Origin of the sequence: Ktedonobacter sp. SOSP1-85 (assembly GCF_016587415.1) — a bacterium.
GTDB lineage: Bacteria > Chloroflexota > Ktedonobacteria > Ktedonobacterales > Ktedonobacteraceae > Ktedonobacter.
This window is the reverse complement of the sequence record NZ_BNJI01000001.1, coordinates 6,431,136-6,448,083: the sequence shown is the minus strand read 5'-3', so window position 1 is coordinate 6,448,083 and position 16,948 is coordinate 6,431,136. Positions and strand designations below refer to the sequence as shown.

General features: G+C 53.2%; 18 protein-coding genes. 3 read left to right on the top strand and 15 right to left on the bottom strand.

The window, feature by feature from the left end; all coding sequences use genetic code 11:
• Positions 1-5: 5 nt before the first annotated feature.
• Positions 6-1,256 carry an IS110 family transposase gene (locus KTE_RS27175; RefSeq protein ID WP_201386535.1) on the bottom strand — a complete coding sequence of 417 codons (1,251 nt, stop codon included), beginning with the start codon at positions 1,254-1,256 and terminating at the stop codon, positions 6-8.
• 333 nt (positions 1,257-1,589) lie between these two features.
• On the opposite strand from KTE_RS27175, the gene KTE_RS27170 reads away from it, so the two are divergent.
• The 3 genes from KTE_RS27170 to KTE_RS49795 all read left to right on the top strand — a co-directional run bounded on the left by KTE_RS27170 (position 1,590) and on the right by KTE_RS49795 (position 2,891).
• Positions 1,590-1,910: a transposase gene (locus tag KTE_RS27170; protein WP_201386533.1), complete on the top strand. Its 321-nt coding sequence runs from the start codon at positions 1,590-1,592 to the stop codon at positions 1,908-1,910.
• Between the two features lie 293 nt (positions 1,911-2,203).
• A complete protein-coding gene (locus KTE_RS27165) occupies positions 2,204-2,518 on the top strand; it encodes an RNA-binding protein (protein ID WP_201386531.1) in 315 nt (104 codons plus the stop codon).
• 127 nt (positions 2,519-2,645) lie between these two features.
• A complete protein-coding gene (locus KTE_RS49795) occupies positions 2,646-2,891 on the top strand; it encodes a transposase family protein (RefSeq protein WP_201386529.1) in 246 nt (81 codons plus the stop codon).
• 260 nt (positions 2,892-3,151) lie between these two features.
• Here KTE_RS49795 and KTE_RS27155 read toward each other — a convergent pair whose 3' ends face one another.
• The 14 genes from KTE_RS27155 to KTE_RS27085 form a co-directional block, all read right to left on the bottom strand.
• The gene (locus KTE_RS27155) at positions 3,152-3,304 is read right to left on the bottom strand and encodes a hypothetical protein (RefSeq protein ID WP_201386527.1); all 153 of its coding nucleotides are present in this window, start codon (positions 3,302-3,304) and stop codon (positions 3,152-3,154) included.
• Between the two features lie 77 nt (positions 3,305-3,381).
• Entirely contained in the window at positions 3,382-4,590 is a 1,209-nt protein-coding gene (locus KTE_RS27150) for an RNA-guided endonuclease TnpB family protein (protein ID WP_201386525.1), read from the bottom strand.
• A gap of 2 nt (positions 4,591-4,592) precedes the next feature.
• Positions 4,593-5,171: an IS607 family transposase gene (locus KTE_RS27145; RefSeq protein WP_201386523.1), complete on the bottom strand. Its 579-nt coding sequence runs from the start codon at positions 5,169-5,171 to the stop codon at positions 4,593-4,595.
• 234 nt (positions 5,172-5,405) lie between these two features.
• Positions 5,406-5,618 carry an RNA polymerase sigma factor gene (locus KTE_RS27140; RefSeq protein WP_201386521.1) on the bottom strand — a complete coding sequence of 71 codons (213 nt, stop codon included), beginning with the start codon at positions 5,616-5,618 and terminating at the stop codon, positions 5,406-5,408.
• Positions 5,619-5,713: 95 nt separating this feature from the next.
• Entirely contained in the window at positions 5,714-6,877 is a 1,164-nt protein-coding gene (locus KTE_RS27135; protein WP_201386519.1) for an RNA-guided endonuclease TnpB family protein, read from the bottom strand.
• 54 nt (positions 6,878-6,931) lie between these two features.
• The gene (locus tag KTE_RS27130) at positions 6,932-7,471 is read right to left on the bottom strand and encodes an RNA polymerase sigma factor (RefSeq protein WP_201386517.1); all 540 of its coding nucleotides are present in this window, start codon (positions 7,469-7,471) and stop codon (positions 6,932-6,934) included.
• A 145-nt stretch (positions 7,472-7,616) separates the two neighbouring features.
• Positions 7,617-8,258, bottom strand: coding sequence for an HD-GYP domain-containing protein (locus tag KTE_RS27125; RefSeq protein WP_201386514.1), 642 nt, complete (start codon positions 8,256-8,258; stop codon positions 7,617-7,619).
• Between the two features lie 375 nt (positions 8,259-8,633).
• Positions 8,634-8,843, bottom strand: coding sequence for a hypothetical protein (locus KTE_RS27120; RefSeq protein WP_201386512.1), 210 nt, complete (start codon positions 8,841-8,843; stop codon positions 8,634-8,636).
• Between the two features lie 94 nt (positions 8,844-8,937).
• Positions 8,938-9,792 (bottom strand): MFS transporter, encoded by an 855-nt coding sequence (locus KTE_RS27115; RefSeq protein WP_201386510.1) that lies wholly within the window; start codon positions 9,790-9,792, stop codon positions 8,938-8,940.
• A complete protein-coding gene (locus tag KTE_RS48980) occupies positions 9,789-10,229 on the bottom strand; it encodes an MFS transporter (protein ID WP_201386508.1) in 441 nt (146 codons plus the stop codon). Before KTE_RS48980 ends, KTE_RS27115 begins: the two co-directional genes overlap by 4 nt.
• Before the next feature lie 176 nt (positions 10,230-10,405).
• The gene (locus tag KTE_RS27105) at positions 10,406-10,918 is read right to left on the bottom strand and encodes a dihydrofolate reductase family protein (protein WP_201386505.1); all 513 of its coding nucleotides are present in this window, start codon (positions 10,916-10,918) and stop codon (positions 10,406-10,408) included.
• Between the two features lie 81 nt (positions 10,919-10,999).
• A complete protein-coding gene (locus KTE_RS27100) occupies positions 11,000-11,962 on the bottom strand; it encodes an alpha/beta fold hydrolase (RefSeq protein WP_201386503.1) in 963 nt (320 codons plus the stop codon).
• Positions 11,963-12,093: 131 nt separating this feature from the next.
• Entirely contained in the window at positions 12,094-13,200 is a 1,107-nt protein-coding gene (locus KTE_RS27095; RefSeq protein ID WP_307811975.1) for a haloalkane dehalogenase, read from the bottom strand.
• Positions 13,201-13,382: 182 nt separating this feature from the next.
• Positions 13,383-16,589, bottom strand: a complete 3,207-nt coding sequence (locus KTE_RS27085; RefSeq protein WP_201386501.1) for a LuxR C-terminal-related transcriptional regulator — start codon at positions 16,587-16,589, stop codon at positions 13,383-13,385.
• Between the last annotated feature and the right edge of the window lie 359 nt (positions 16,590-16,948).

Sequence of the window (16,948 nt, the reverse complement as noted above, 5' to 3'; positions counted from 1 at the left end):
GGAGGCTACGAGCTCGTAGCCTCCACCCAGACTTTGCCAGGATCGTAGTCCTCCCCCGTTTGCATCAGATGGGTTGCCACAACCACCATTTTGCGCATGACTGCCATGAGCGCGGACATCTTCTCGAGCCCACGCGCAACCAGATGCTGGTAATACGCACCAAAGGCAGAGCCTTGCAGGGAAATGCTGCGGAGAGCGGCTAAGTAAAGCATCTGACGCAACAATCCACTACCTCGCTTCGAGAGCTTGGCCTTGCCTTTCCATAGGCCACTCTCCTTGATCTTGATATCCATGCCCGCGTAAGCGACGGCTTGATCCGTGCAGGCAAAGCGATCCACCTCCCCCAGTTCCGCCCGTAACACCGCAATCGTTTTGGGGCCCAATTCCGGCATCTGCTGGAGCCCTCTGGTTCCTGGATCGGTGGTAATGAGCTCCTCCAGTTCCTGTTCGAGTCGGCTCAGATTGGCTTGCGTGTGTTGCAGTTGATCGCACAAGATCTGTAGGCTCCTGCCCCGACCACTCAAGACGCGACCACTACTTACCGACTCTTTGGCCAGGGCCATCAATTGGTGTGCGGTGGGATGCCCAAAATGAGGTGCGGGAACCGCTCGCAGCACCTGGTACACCGCTTCTGGGCCCGCCTCGGCCACGGCCTGGGCATGTGGATAGGCTTGAAGCACCGCCAGGGCTGTCTGTCCACAGGGATCAGCAAAGACCTGGGTGAACTCAGGGAACAACACGACCACCAATGCCTGGATTTGATTCTCGTAACGGGCCGCCTCTTCGCTCAACTGGGTATGCAGGCGCACAAGTTCCCGATAGGTGGCGACTTGCTCGCCAGGGATATAGCCGACGCGCGCTTCGCCACTCAACAGAGCACGGGCAATAGTCATTGCATCCAAGCGATCGGTCTTCGCACGTAACCCTCGTTGCTGGTGAAAATGATGCATTTGCCCTGGATGCAACAAGCGCATCTGATAGCCTCGCTGCTCGAGTTCGTGGTACAGGTTTTCATGATAGCGGGAGGTCGCCTCCATGCCGATCACGATCTGGCTGGGAGCGGCATCCAAACTGCTCAGCCTCTCCTCCCATCTGTTCCAGCCTTCTCTCGCATTGGCAAAAGTGGTCGGCTTGACCACGACGCTTTTGTTGGGTCGGGTAATACACCCCGAACAGGATTGGCTTCCGATATCAATCCCACAGACGTATGTGATCTCAGCCCCCTCGACGAAGGAGGCAGTTGGGGTCGTCTCCATCGCACACCTGGTTTTTCTTCGCTTCCCCTCCCTGGGTCTGCCATCCGGTGCATCCTTTCACCGCGATCAGCAAGCGAGAATCCCGACCAACCAGAGCGAGCGTCAGCTCATCTTGGATAGGCAATCTGACTCTAGCGGTTGCCTTTCACGTCACCGCAGGCTGTTGCAACAAGCCTCATAGACCCTTGAGGCCCTGGCGGACGGGGAGCCGTCTTGTGAAGGAGGTCACTGCTTTTCACAGGCCACTAGCCAATACTGAGGCTCTCCCGCTGCTACCAAATTATTATATGAGCCTATCGTCTGAGGTTAGAGCAATCTGGGATCATTGTAAGCATGTCGCGCAAAGGCAATTACGTAACCTTACGCATCCAGACCGACCATCAAATATTGCAGCGGATTCGCCGCTTGCAAACAACCCCGGAATGGAAGAAGCGCTTTGAACGCAGGGCTGGTATCGAGGGAACCATTTCACAGGGAACGCGCGGCTTCGGATTGCGTCGCTCTCGCTACATCAGCGAAGCAAAAACACATCTCCAACACATTTTGACGGCGTGCGCTATTAACCTGGTCCGCTTTGACGCTTGGCAAGCTGGCATTCCACAGGCGAAGACCCGACTCTCGCGCTTTGCTGAGCTCCAGACTTCCCCAGCGTGATGCGTAATTTAGCAACAGTATATTCTGAAACACCGCAAGAAAGCTCGTTAGTAATTTTCATGCGGAGTGGTGCGCTGCTGGCGCAGCGCATGACGTTTCATGCATGCTCTGAAAACGGGACAAGCTCAAGGTCTTTCTGAAGCCACTTTGAATTTGAAGACGAGGGAATAAGTTGCTCGCCAAACCTGTTTCTATACATGTATGGCATCACAAAGATATTGGATCGCTTCTGTGGGAAATGGTTTCTCCGAGCATCAATGGATAGAGAGATGTTCACACAGGAGTAGATACACATGAGACTATATGTAGGGGGTCTCCCTTATCAAATGACCGAGCAAGATCTTGGTGATCTTTTTGCGCAGGTCGGACAGGTCACTCAGGCTTCGGTCATCACGGATCGTGAGACAGGGCGAAGCAAAGGGTTTGGCTTTGTCGAAATGAGTACCGATCAAGAAGCACAGTCCGCCATTGAGCGACTGAACGGAACCCTTCTAGGAAATCGGACGATCACCGTCAATGAGGCGCGTGAGCGCCAGGCGGCAGGAAGCAGAGGATTCCAGGGAAGAGAACGGTATTCAGACACGGGCTATCGGAGCGGACGCTACTAAGTTCCACCATCAGAGAGCGTGAAACGTTCAGAAAAAAACGTTGAGGCCACAAAAGAAGGAAGGTTAGCCCATGGGCTAGCCTTCCTTCTTTTTCTTTTTGCTTCCTTTTTCTTTACCAGGATTTGAGGTGCAGGAGATCTGCAACAACGAGGCTGTGCTCACTGTGACGGCTCGTACTACTGGCTCAACTGCATTCTGCCCCACCTGTGGGCAAGAGTCACATCGGCTCCATAGCTACTACATGCGTCGCCCTGCTGATCTGCCAGTGAGTGGACAAGCTGTTTGCTTGCGTTTACATGTTCGCTGCTTTCGCTGTCTGCGAATGAGCCGTACGACGGTACGCAATGCGGATCTATGCAGGGGCTTTTCCTGAGCGCGCCACTGTTTTACGAACCAAGAGCCTGCTCGATCCTTACATTCTCTATCTGGAAAAACGGTTCATTCAAGGATATGGACCTGTTGAAGGGCAAATCAACAAACTCAAGTATACCAAACGCAGTATGTATGGCCACGGAAGTTTTGAGTTGCTACGTCAGCGGTTTTTGCTCGCTGCTTAGCAGGAGCACGGAAGTTGCGGAAGATCCGCCAAACCGGGTCATGCTCACTTCTACCCAATCCGCGCCAACCTGCTTCTCACTCCCTGGCACGGTTAGCGATGCTGACCTTTCCCCAGAAAAGGCGATAGATCACGACAAAGTAGATGATCGCCAGAAGCAGACCGAATATCCACCAGGCCAGACCCATCGACTGACCATAGGCCGAAGCCGAGGCATTGTGAGTTGTCAAGCTATAGGATGCATTGGTGGCGGGAAGCATTAATGGATAGATACCAAACAGTTCACCTAAACAATGACAAGCATTGCTCAGTATGTGGGAGCACCCACTGGACGGACTGCCACGCCCTCTATCCCCTGCCCGAAGGAGTTGGGGATTGCTTTTCGGATAATGTTGAGGCTGCCATTCACATCGGCATTGAGACGCCTGCCAGTGCTGGCACAAAACAAGCCACGTTTGATCCGCTTGCCCACATAGCGCTCATGATGGCAAATTGGCTCAAGATCAAGAAAGCTGCATTTGCTCGTGTGGCTTTCCTCTTGGAGGATGACACGTATCCCCACCAGCTCCGCTTTATAGCGGAGCATGTCAATGAAGCGAGCGAAAGGGATTTGCACAAACTGCTGGTTGGTACGCTTGCCCAGATTGGCCTCTTGCTTCCAGTTGGCATTCTTCCCGATGACGAGCGTCCCGATCCCTTCTTCAACCAGATGTTCGATGACGCGATGGCTCTGGGTATGCAAGTAGTGGTCAATTTTGCGTGTGCGCTTGTTGGTGAGGCGTTCTAAGCGAGTGGAGGTGTAGCGCTTGTGTTTGTTGAGATGGCTTTGGAACCTTGCACGTTCTTTGTTGTACCATTGGTTGATGCTCTTGAGCGGACGCCCGTTAACCAGCAGAGGCGCAAAGCCTGCTTTGTTTGAAGTTAGCGTTGCTAAGTTGTTCACCCCAATGTCAATACCAGCGACGAGCAAGGGATCAACGGCTGCCTGTTTGGGTTCTTGCTCGTAGACCACTTCTACCACATAGAACCCGCGACGAGGGATGATACGAGCTTGTTTGATGTTGATGCGGGTCTGCTTGGTCGGAATCTCAATTCCCAGTTGCGATGGAGCAATACTCCCTTTTTTGAGGGCTTTTTTTGAGATGGCTTGCAGATCGTAAACGAGGATATTGCGTCCCTTTTGCTTGTCTTTGTATTTTGGTAGTTTGGGACGACCTTGAAACTTTGAGGGGTCTTCAAACCACGCTTCAAGCCCTTTACGAAACGCCTTCCAGTTCTTGTCAAGAAGTCGAAGGACATCATTGCTCACTTTACGCGGCAAGGCTTGGTAGGCATCGGTGTCCTTCACCAGGTGATAGACCTCGGCATAGCCCAGGTACTTGCCTTTCTTGATGAAGGATTGGCGCATGTGGTAGTTCGCCAAATTGTACAGGTTTTTGGACGCAAAGGAAGCAGCATCTATGGCCGCATAGCGAGGATCGGTTGGGTGAATGAGATGGCGCTCAACCAGTTGCATCCTTACTCTTCCTCTTTCGCTTCCAATTCCTTGACGATCTTCTCCGTCTTGCGCTTAGCATGGCGTTGCCCATACATCCGAGCACAGAAACTATAGAAAATGCTGCTCAAATCTTGTATCAAATCTTCCTTGTCGTCATCGGCCAAATTCACAATCTCAACGGTACGACCTTGTGCTTCTAACAACGTGAGAATGTAGTTTGCCCCAAAGCGAGTCAGCCGATCCTTGTGTTCCACGATAATGCGGGTAACGCTGGTATCCTTAAGCAGACTCAGGAGTTTCGGGCGGCTATCATTGACACCTGAAGCAATCTCCTTGACGATCATGGTCACTTGATAGCCTTTCGCGGCACAGTAATTTTGCAGTCGCTCGACCTGGCGTTCTAAGTTTTCTTTGTGCTCCTGCGAGGAGACACGAGCGTAAATGACAGTCTTTTCAGGAACAGCCAAAGATTTCTCGCCTTCAGTAACAATAATGGTTCCTGAGGGGGCCTGATAGCCTTTGATCTGCCCAGCTTGCCACCAACGAAACGCCGTTCGGTAACTAATGCCTTGTTGTTTGGCGTATTGACTTAACTTCATGCAGAAAGTCTACCATAGATGACGCTATATGGCAATACATGGCATCGTTTCTTATGAACGTTTATAACACCTATGCTTCCACCAGAAAAATCTCTTTTGACCAGTTCTAGTATAGAAGAGGGCATATAAAATGTCATAACCCAAAAGGATAATACCCATGCCCGCAAGACATACAACAAAGGTTGTAGCGGGTCGATTAAGCCCCCTCAGGCTTTAGTATCCTCAATCAGCAGTTCACGCTCTCGTCAGGCATAGAGACACATCTAAGTTGTACAGATAATTACGAAGCTTCTGACGCAAAAGGAGCTTCGCACGATAAAAGTATGTCTTCGCGGTTGCCGTTGGCATATTAAGCTCCGTCCCGATCTCGGCAAAGGACGGCTGATAGATATAGCGCAGCCAGACAACAGCGCGAAACTTGGGAGGCAGTGACGCAATCTGCTCCAATTAATGTAGTAAAACATATGCAAGCATAGCTCTACTACACCTTTTGTTGTTCCTGTTTCATCCGTAGGAGCCTCAAGGCCGAAGCCTTTTTGGTCTTACCCCGCGTCCGCAGGCAAGTTTACGTCCTCGTCTGAGCCAATACCGCTGACGACTTGGTCAATGAGCCCGATCAAGTGAAGGGCTTCCCGCAGGATATTCTGGCTCGCATTCTGATCGCGATCTTGCGGGAACTGAAAATAGGGGCATGATGGATTCTGGCAGACAAAGGTGCGATCTTTGAGCGTCATCGCTTCCCACTTCCAGCCGCAGCAGTGGCAGGTCTTACTCGAAGGAAAGAAGCGTCCCACTTTGATCACCTGTCCACCCCGCTGCTCTACCTTCGCCCCGAGCAGGGAGAGCAGCTTGCCCAATGCTGCGTCAGAGAACGAACGAGACAGCCGCCGATTCTTGAGCAGTCCCTTGAGGTTGAGGTCTTCGATGCCAATGCTTCCATAGCAATTGGCAAGCTTGGTGGTGAGCTTGTGGAGCACATCATCTCTCAGAGAGGTAATACGATAATGGAGTCGTGCCACCTGTCTACGCGCTTTCTCGCGGTTTTTTGATCCCGGTTTGCGGCGATGCAGTCGCTTATTGGCCTGACGCAATTTTTTGAGCGCCGTTTTGAGGAAGGCTTGGTTCTCGACTCCCTCTCCTGCACTCAAGGTGGCCAATCGGTTCAGTCCGACATCGATACCAACAGCGGCTGGTTTCTTCGTCGGGATCGCATCTGGGAGTTCGACCTGGAGAGACACAAACCACCAGTCTGCTGTTTTCGTGATGCGTGCTCCGGTCACGCGACCTTTGAAGCGCAGATTTTCCGCCATGTTGACCCATCCGAGCTTAGGAACCCACAGGCGGTGATCCCCCACCTCGAATTGATCGTTGGCAAGGTAAAAGGAGGCTTTGTTTTGTTTCTTGCTCTTGAACGTGGGGCGTTTGGCTTTGCCTTCAAAAAACGCGGTGAAGGCTTTTCCTAGATCGAGAAAGGGCTGATCTGAGGCGTTCTTCGTTACCTCCCATGTCCAGGGGAATTGCACCCGCCGGATCTCGTTGAATTGCTTCTTGAGTTTCAAGGCAGTGGGTTTCTCCCCGGCTTCGTATTGGCGGTTCCATTCGGCCAGCGCCCAATTCCACACAAAGCGAGCAACGCCTGCGGCACGAGCAAGGGCGTTGGCCTGCTCAGGTGTGGGATGCAGTCTGATCTTATGGGCGCGAATCATGCAGTTCTGCTCTTTCTCTTGCCTCCTATTTTTTCAAGTATAGGACAAACGTTCTCATCTGTCAAGAAGCTCGAAAGTGTGGCGTCTTGCCCATGGTTGATCCCTTTTTCCCACTTTTTTGGGAACAGTTGCAATCTCTTTTTGTAAAAGTTGTTGTAGCTCACGCCTTTCCGCCGCTGCTTCAGGTAAAGGATCCTGGTCGAGGATTTCAAGCAAGAGTTCCTGGCCATCTGGCGAGTCTTCATATATTTCCACTTGCGAAAAGGGTAGAGCAGAGCGATGTCGACGCCGTATCTCATCAACACAGCTATTGCGCGCCACTTGATAGAGCCAGGGTTTGAAGGATCGATTGTTATCCAGGAACGGCAAGGATGTAAAGAAACACAACAGGACGTGCTGCAAAACATCCCATGCCTGGTCATAATCACCCAGACGACGATAGATAAAATTGAAGAGGGGTTTCTGGTAACGCTGGACCATAGTTTCAAAGGCCTGCTGATTACCTGTCAGAGCCTGCTGTGCCAAAACTGCATCTGGCACATCTGCAGATGAAGTTGTGAAGCAATGCCGCTGTCCAAGAAGTGGACTATTCATAGTCTATTTCCTTGCTGATTACAAAAAAGCTATTACCTAACATCCCAATATGCTTTTGTTCTCTTATATTTATTTCCCAGGCGAGCGCTTCGATATATCGAACATGATTATGACATGATATCCTTCCTCAAGTACATTGTGGGTCTCATCTAATTGCTAAGAATGAGTTGGCACGTTCCTGCATACCACTTTTAGGGAGAAGGGTGAGAAAAACTTCAGCCACTCGGGGATCATAGGCACTACCCGCGCAATGGTGAATTTCTGCCTGGGCCTCGGCTGGAAGAAGAGATGGCCGATAGGGCCTCTGCTCCGTCATCGCGGCATAGGAGTCTACCACAGCCAGAATGCGCGCCTGCAGGGGGATAGCCTCTCCCGCCAGTCCATAGGGGTACCCATGCCCATCCCAGCGTTCATGATGAGCCAGAACAAACGGGGCGATAGATGACCAGGTTCCACCTGCCTTCTCTAGCAAGCAAGCACCAATCATTGGATGGAGACGCATCACAATCCATTCCTGTTCTGTAAGTGGACCTGGCTTGTTGAGGAGAGCAGAGGGGATGGCTATTTTCCCAATATCGTGCATTAGAGCGGCTAAACCGAGCAGATAGATCTCACCTTCACTTTGCTGTAATTGGCGTGCTACTGCTTGCGCCAGGAACTTCACCTGCCGGGCGTGTCTGGCCAACGTATGCTGATACCAATGAAGTGTATTAGGAGAGAGATGAGAGTGATGTTGTCTAGAGAGTTGCACTTCACTGGGAAGCACAGGAGTCTTAAGCATTTGCATGAGCGGCTTTCCCTTCTTCTTCATACCTGAGTTTGAGTTCTTTTCATATGTTACCTGAAAAAGGGGGCTTGCCAGAGATCGTTATCTATCGAGTAGCCATCGCGTGAGCATCGTAGGACGACGTCCCCTACCACGCCATTTCACTACACCAGCATGAGGAGGCGCCTCTTTTCTAAGAGAGCCTTCGTGTCTACAACGCTCAGAGAAAAGGGTATATGCGAAAAACGGCCTTTGCCATTTTCCGCATATACCCTTTGACCCAAGGCTCAGCGGCGAGCCTTGCACAACCAGAAGTGATGTTAAAGTGATTCCGTTGCTCCGTCATGCTCTTGTGATGCGAATGTTGGCAACAATCTTTGCAGTTGTTCACGAGTATCACTCACAAGAGGGTGTTATTTCAGCCGTTCCGTCAACAGCGATGGTATGGCTACGGCTGTCGAAAAAAGGAACTGATAGGGAAAAAAGCATGGCGCACAGTGGGAGGCAAAGCAGAGGAATACTGATCGAGGGGATGAGGCGCAGATCACTGGTCAAGCTTCCGGCGATCAACCCCAGCGTAGCCACCTGCTTGAGCCCTATCACCATGAATTGCTCCTTTGGACTGTACTTCAACGGATTTGGTCTATCATACTCCAGATTCCACTCGTCATGATCCAGTGATGTCGAGGAAAGTGGCAATCTACTGTGCCTTTGTATCGATCTTTCCAGGACGGCATACCATGACGACCGTCGCCAAGGTTGTGATGCCGAACACGGCAATGGTCAGCGCCATGGGAACGGCAGTCTCACTTCCACCAAGGCCAACCAGTGGCGCTGCGACCACGCCAATGATGATCTGCAACACGCCCAGGATGGCCGATGCACTTCCAGCAGCCCTGACATTGCCCAATGCGAGCGCCATCGCATTCGGTGCGATAAGGCCCACACTGGAGATAAGGACAAAGAATGAAGGTAGCACTCCAATGAGGCCAACTCCCGTGAGGACTGCACCAATCAAGGCTAGACTCCCAATGGCAAGAACCGCCGTTCCCCCTATCAGTAGCTTTTGCGGTGATGCTCGACCGACAAGCCTTGCGTTGACCTGAGCCATGATGGGAACCCCCAGGGCATTGATCCCGAACACGACGCCAGAGCTTTGAGGCGCAAGGCCATAGACGTTCTCTAAGATGAAGGGGGCGCTTGAAATGTACACGAAAATGGCGGCGAACGTAAAACCTAGAGAGAGGGCAAGACCGACGAAACGAGCATCGAAGAGCAAATGGCGGAAATCCGCAAGCGAGGCAGAGACGCCTCTGCTCTGGCGCTGCGCTGGTTGCAGTGTCTCGCTGAGTCCGAATGCGACCACAAGCACAATCACTGTACCGATGAGAGCGAGCGTCACAAAGACACCTCGCCAGGAGGTAAAGCTGAGTAACAGACTGCCAAGCACAGGCGCGATCATCGGGGCAAAGTAGTTCACCATCATCAGCAGAGAAATGCAGCGGGCCAGGGCGCGACCCCCATAGAGATCGCGAGCGATGGCAAGCGAAATCACGACTCCCGCTGCTGCGGCCCCCCTTGGGCGAAACGTAGCGCGATAAGGAGACCAATCGAAGGAGCGACGAGGCATAACAGGGATGTAAGTACATAGAGGATCATTCCGACGAGTAGAGGTCCGCGCCGCCCGCGAGCATCACTGATCGGTCCGATCAGCAGCTGGCCCAGCGCCACGCCGAAGAGACTTGCAGTCAAGGTGATCTGGGCCTGCGACATTGTTGCGCCCAGTTCGTGGCTGATCGTTGGGAGTGAGGGCAGGTACATATCACTGGACAGCGGCCCAATTGCCATCATTGTCCCCAGGAGAAGCACATGGCCCACCCGAACCCTGGTCGATGGCTCCTTGCTTGCCAAAAAAGGCTGATCGAATGCCTTCGCGGGAGAGGTCAGTTCAGACTTCTGGTTGTGTTGCTGCTCCGATGCGTTTGTGTCCATTGTTTCTCCAATCGCATTCCATATCACATGGGGATTAATACGTCTTCAGTGTCAATCCTTCGCGCTGACCGCTCACTGAAGATCAGCGCTGATCTTCAGTGAGCGGTCAGACGTAGGTACGTACGTAAGGACGTACAGTAAAGAGCCTATGAATCAGGCATTCTTCTCAAGCGGCTTTATTCACGACCAATTGCGTAGTGTAACCGAACGACGCCACCACCAAGGGACTTGAAATCCAACAACTGGATATCCTTGTATTGGTAGTGATCCTGGTTGAGCAAGATGTTGTATCCCTTTCCCTCCAATACAGGTGCGATTGGAAATAGTATCTCGTCAACAAGCCCCTGTTGTAAAAAGGCATTGTGCAGATCCGCGCCGCCCGAAAGAAGGGCGGTTGTATAGCCTTTTTCTTGCAGGTACGCGAGGGCCGCTTGCGGTGATTCCACAACCTTGACACCAGGAATGTCTTTGACGCTCTTCGAGATCACGACGATGTCGACATCGCCAAAAGGACTCTCTCCACCCGCCTGAAAGCTCTCGAACGTTCGACGTCCGACGATGAAATTCCCTGCCGCTTTCACCTGATCCAAGAAATCACTGAACGCTTCCTGTTTGGGAGGGTGCTCGGGGCTGGCATTGCGTGCGTAGTTCCCATTAGCGGTTAAGGTGGCCCAAAGAATCGTTTTCATTGCTTTCTCCTCTATTCCATAGATGGTGATACGATGTAAGTTCCCATTGGGGGAAATGTGGTTTGTTTCATCTGACCTCTCTCAATTCCGCGAAGTTCTTTCAAGAACTCTGCGAATAGCGGCTGCGACGCGATCTGGTCGATCCTCCTGCACATAATGCGAGGCATCATCCAGGGCTTCACTTTCGTTTAGCTTGAGGTATCTCTGCCATTTTTTCATCTCTTCGAGTGGGAAACCGTCGCTATCTTTTGTCCCCCAGAGAATTTGCGCGGGTACATTAGAGAGCACCGGTAGTCTCGATTCAATTTCCTTGAACCATGATCGTGCCTTGCGAATCTGTCTGGGGAAAACCCAGGTTGGTATCCTTGATTTTGGCGTTGGGAACGGATCAGTATAAGCTTTTCTCAAGCTTTTCGTGATTTTTTCAGCATGGTGAATCCCATACGGAACAATGTTTTTGGCGAAGAAGTTTCGCTGTGTTTGAAGCCAGTATCCGATAGGCCATCCCCCCATCGCCAAAGAAAACAGCTTCATTGGAAGGAGCGTAGTGGGCCAAGCCCAGGTGTTCATCACGACGATGCCGCGTAGGTTTTCCCGGTGCCAAACCGCGTAATGTACTCCAATTGGTCCTCCCCAATCCTGGACAACTAAAACAAAATCCTTCAGGTCCAGGCGGCGGATGAAGTCCTGGACAGCATCCGATTGCTCTTGTGGCGTAAAACCATAGTGGGAAGGCGCTTTTGACATCCCAAATCCAGGGTAATCCAAAGCGATCAGACGACAGTCATTGCGCAGCTCCTTGATGACATTCCGATAGAGATAAGACCACGTGGGATTCCCGTGAAGGAGCAGGACCGTTGGTCCTGCCCCTTCGTCAAGGTAATGAATGTATCCGTCACGATAAGGCAGCCAACGGTCCGTGAAAGGATATTCCGATGATTCCACTTCAAATGGTCTTTTTATTTCATTCCCCCATCTTTCACTTGATTCACTTTGTTTCGGATCTGAGTCAATAAAAGCTGGATATGGTGTAACTGGTTTCATGTTCCTATCTCCTTTTATGTAAGCAGAAGAATATGTCTGTATCCATCGAAGGAAGCAATTTTCCACCGTTTCCTTCAAATACGGCTGGACGAATGCTCTCACGTCTCCTGTGAAGGCCCTCGTCTTGGAAACTATTTCAGAGATTGTAACCAGCTTGCAATGGCCTGCCCAATCTCGTCAGGAGAGTCCTCCTGCGGGGTATGGTGCCCGCGCACGCTCACTTTGGTTTGCGCCGGCCATGTGCGATTGAACGCGACCTTCTGGGGGTCTTGTGTCCCTGGAACGGCCTGGATGAGCAATTTAGGCATGGGACTCTGAGCAAGAAACTTCCCAGAGGCAGTGACGATCTCGGTAACATCGGCTGGTTCGCCCTCAATCGGGAGTTGACGTGCCCAGGAGAGATTCGGGCGACGCGCTTCACCGACCTCTGCAAACGGGCGACGATACTGGTTCATTTCCTCGTCTGTTAAGGTACGCAGAATGGTCTTGGGCAGGTTGAACTCGATGAACGAGTTCTGTTCCAGTACCAACTGCTCACCCTGTGCAGAACGCAGGGCCTGAAAGCGCGAGCGGGCGATCTCCGGCATCTCACTCCACGAGGAGGTTCCCATGACCGCTTCCATATAGACAATGCCGCGCACAGCCTCTGGATGGCGACGTGCCCAATCAAACGCCAGGGCTGCACCCCAGTCGTGTCCCACGAGGACGACCTGGGCACTGACGCCCAGCGCTTCGAGCAGCGCATCAAGGTGACGGCGATGCTCGACGAAGGTATAGGAGTGTGGTCCGCTCTCAGGTAGCTTCTGCGAATCGCCCATCCCGACGAGATCCGGGGCAATAATGCGACCAAAGCCCTGCACATAGGGCAGAATGTTACGCCAGACGTAGGAAGAGGTGGGATTGCCGTGGAGAAAGACAATGGGATCACCCTGTCCCTCTTCTACATAGGCCATCTCAAGCCCCAGGGCGGCTTTCCGTTTTTTCTCGTAAGGAAATGCTGCGCTTATCATAATATGCTCTTTCCCTTTCGTACGTTGGGATGATTCGCTTGTCTCAAGCGAAAGCAAGGTCAACCCAAAATCATGAATAGTGAGAAGTATTCCATACAACGCAGCCTGGTCCTGAAGCCACCCACACAGCAAGGTGGTTCCTGATGGCTCATGGACTACCGCCAACCCCTCAAGCCACTCCTGCCAGTCAGGGTTGAGATAACTCTTCACGCGGATCTGCACCTGCATAGATGCCCTCCTGCTCTAGAGAGAGGTGTTTTTGCTCCCTCACGCAAAGCAGTATAGCCGGAAAGCGGGGACGCTGACTTCACCTCTTCTCGTGATTGCGCGGGTGATTGTCGGTGGCTGGAGTTGGGGAAATCAGGTGGTTACGCAATGGCTGGATAATCCCAACAGGGAGATGCGAGGGGTTAGAGCAAATGCAAACGCTGGGCACGGGCGATGGCTTCTGCGCGGCGGTTCACTCCCAGCTTGCGATACACACTACTGATCTGGGTCTTAATGGTATTGAGGGAGACGACCAGTTCCTGGGCGATTTCGCCGTAGGTTCGTCCAGCAACGAGCAAATGCAGCACGCGTTGCTCCTGAGGGCTGAGCGGCTCAAGCAGCAAGCTGCCTTTCCTGGAAGGCGAGGTGTCCTCTGTCCCATATTCCTGGGCAAAGGCGTGCAGAAGGGTGCGTACAGAGGAAAGCAGGGAGGCCTCTCGTAGCTCCGGCACCAATGTTTTCAGCAGTGTTTCCATCGCCCGGCCTTCATTTAGAAAGAGGCGTTGATATCCTTTCCCTTGCGTCCTTGTTAACATCGGCAGGAGGGCCTGCTTTGCCTCAGGCAGGCAGGCCTGGGAAAAGTAGGCGAGTGCCTCAAGGAGCAAGATTTCCAGCGTCGAGCGCAGACGTTGCTGCGTTTCGGCTTGCGTTTTCCAGGGTGCCAGGATGCGCAAGGCTTCCTCACTCCGGGCTTGTGCGATCCGCAAGCGAGCAAGCAGCAGGGCCTCTTCTTCCTGCCTGAGCAGGGCAAGAGGAGTCTCAGCGTGCTCAATGGTCCTGGACCACTCGCAGGCTTTCGTCAGATCCCCTGTGGCCAGCGCGATCTGGGCTACGCAGGCGCGGACCTCACGGAGAAACTGCGGCGAGCGTGCCTGCACGGCTATCTGACTCAGCAGTTCCTGCGCCTGGGCGCTCTGCCCACGTGCGTGGAGGATGTATGCCTGCAACAGCGTCCCAGCGGTGAGGAAGTGCATCTCTTCCACCAGGGGGCCACCCAGGACTCGGACCTGGGAGAGCCACTGCTCCGCTGCATCCAACTCGTTCCGTTCATAGGCAAGCTGAGCCAACCCGAACAGGGCCTGGCATTTGAAGAAGGTTTCCTGGGCTCCGGTCATGGTGGTGAGTTGATGCTGGAAGAGTTCCTCTTTTCCCGGTTCTGAACCTGCGAGTGCCTGCTGATAGTACAGGTCAGCTTGATGCAGCTCTCCCTGTTCCATGCTGATCTCTCCCAGGACGAACGCCGTCGCCAGGTGGCCAGGGAAAGATTGATCAGCTTCATAGGCGACACGCGCCTCCATCATACGTTGCCGGGCCTCCTCCATCTTCCCGGCGAGCAGCGCTTCAATCCCGAGTACCACCAGACTACTCCCACGCCAATGCAGCTCGCCTTCTGGCTGCACTAGCAGCATCTGATGGGCCAGAGCAAACGCGGCAAGCAGATCGTTTTGAAAGAAGGCAAGAGTCGCTCTGAGTGAGAGTACCTGGGCCAACTTCTGGTCATCCTTCTGGACACGAAATCCCTGTTCCGCAATCTGCAGTGCCTGTTCAGTCACCTTTTTGTTGGAGGGATCGCGTCGATCAGACGTAAAAATGCGGGATTCTGCATAGGCAAAACTGAGTTCCGGATGCGCATCTAACACATCCTTTGGCACCCGCTCCAGAAGCCTTCGCAACAGGTGATATGGATTGTGAAAGCTCTTTGGAAGAAGCAAACGTTCGATGAGCATGGCCACACGGGGAAAATCCTCACTTGCAAAAGCCGCTTCAATCGCGTCCGGGAGCAGTCCCTGCTGCTCATACCAGGAACTTGCTTTGCGGTTGAGTGTGTGCAAGGTGGTTGCTCCCAGGCGACGGTGGGCTTCTCGTTGCAGTGCCCGCGCCCAGAGCGCGTGATAGCGATACCACTGCTGGCTCTCATCGAGGGGTTGGAGAAAGAGATTGGCCCGTTCCACCTGTTCGAGCAGGAGATCGCTATCGTCCCTGTCGGTGACCGCATCGCACAGCGAGGCCGTCAAACGGTTGAGGCCACTCGTTTGCAGCAGAAAGAGTTGGAGGGCGTCAGGCTGGACAGCGAGCACCTCCTCGACGAGATACACCAAAATGTAGCGAAGGGTGCCACTGAAGCTGGCCAACAGCGGCTCGCTCTCCTGCTGTGATCTATACCCTTGTAAGGCCAGCGCGAGCAAACGCAGTCCCGTCACCCAGCCTTCGGTCTGGAGGTACATGCGCTCGCTCACTGCCGCGTCAAGAGGAAAGGGGAGCATCTGCTGCAGGAAGGCTTGCGCCTCCGTGAGCGCGAAACGCAAGTCGGCATCCCGTACTTCTTGCAGTTCTCCGTTGGCACGTAATCGTGCCAGAGGCAAGGGAGGATCAACTCTCGTGATCAGGATCACATGCAGGGTGTCAGGCACGCGAGCCAGCAGTGAGGCGAGCATCTCGTGAAGAAGCGGCGAACGAATCACATGATAATCTTCCAGGACCAGGATACAACGGGTGGGCAGGCGAGAGAGGTACTGGAGAAATGTAGCGAGCATCGTCTGGTACTGCGCAGTTTCCAACAACGCACGTGCCCCTATCTCTTCGTGTGGCGAGAAGGTCTGGCAGGCTGCCAGGACAGCACCCCAAAAACGCAGAGGCTCATTGTCCCCGTCATCCAGGGTGACCCAGGCCACGAACAGGTGATCCTGGTTGGTACGCTCAGAGGTAGGACGAGAGGGCAGGCAGGAATCCCTGCGCCTGGTGATCCAGGCGCGCACGAGGGTCGTTTTGCCAAAGCCTGCAGGAGCTGAGATGAGGGTAAGTTTGCGGGCAAATCCAGCATCCAGGAGCGCGTATAAATGCGTGCGCTCAATCAAGGAAGTTGCTAAGCGTGGCAGACGGAGTTTGAGGCCGAGCTGCTCCATCTGCGACGGAGGCAAGGTAGATGGCAAGTCCCCCTTCTCCTTACCCTCCTCTGGGAGGCGTGCCGTGGTTGCCTGGAAGACACCATCCTTTTCTGTGAGGGTGGATGTCATCAGGGAAGCTGGGTTCTCATTCGTCAGAGACTGCGCAACCTCTTCTAAACGCCTCAGCGTCAACGTGGCCGTGCGCCCAAGATAGCGCTTGGCGACGCGCCGCCCAGTAGAGTGATAGGCATACCAGTACCCTGCGCCTCGTGAGCGCAACTCTTTGTAAACATTGAGGCGACCAGCGCGACCCTGGAAAGAAAAGGAGGTGCATGTCGCGAGCCAGGCCAACCATGATGCTTCGTCTTCTGGCACAAAACGCTGGTGAGAGTGATCAGGGGTATGAAGTTCATAGGCATTGCGTTCAGCAGACCAGATGAGCCTATAGGTGGGTGATTTGGGCATGGTAACCTGCTTCTCTGTTTTTTCTTCCCCAGCTTTCCCAACATCCCAACAAGGCTAAGTATAGCAGAGATAAAATACGATGCAAGGGTTGTGTTGCAAAAAAACGAAGAGGGATACAGAATCGGGAACAAGAGGTGAGTACTATTTTTTGCATGTAGTAATCGCTACCCTGCCCTTCATGACAACTTACGTAGCGCCGGGCCTACCCAGATGAGTCGAGGCTGGATAGACCGTTTCGGCGATGAGCCGCACTCAGGAGAACGATGAGCGCCTGAGACGGGGCCCCGACATAAAAAAAACTCAAAATTCCGCTAAGGAGGAGTCAGCGGGGGAAAGGTCCTGATTTCTTCCGTTAAGGG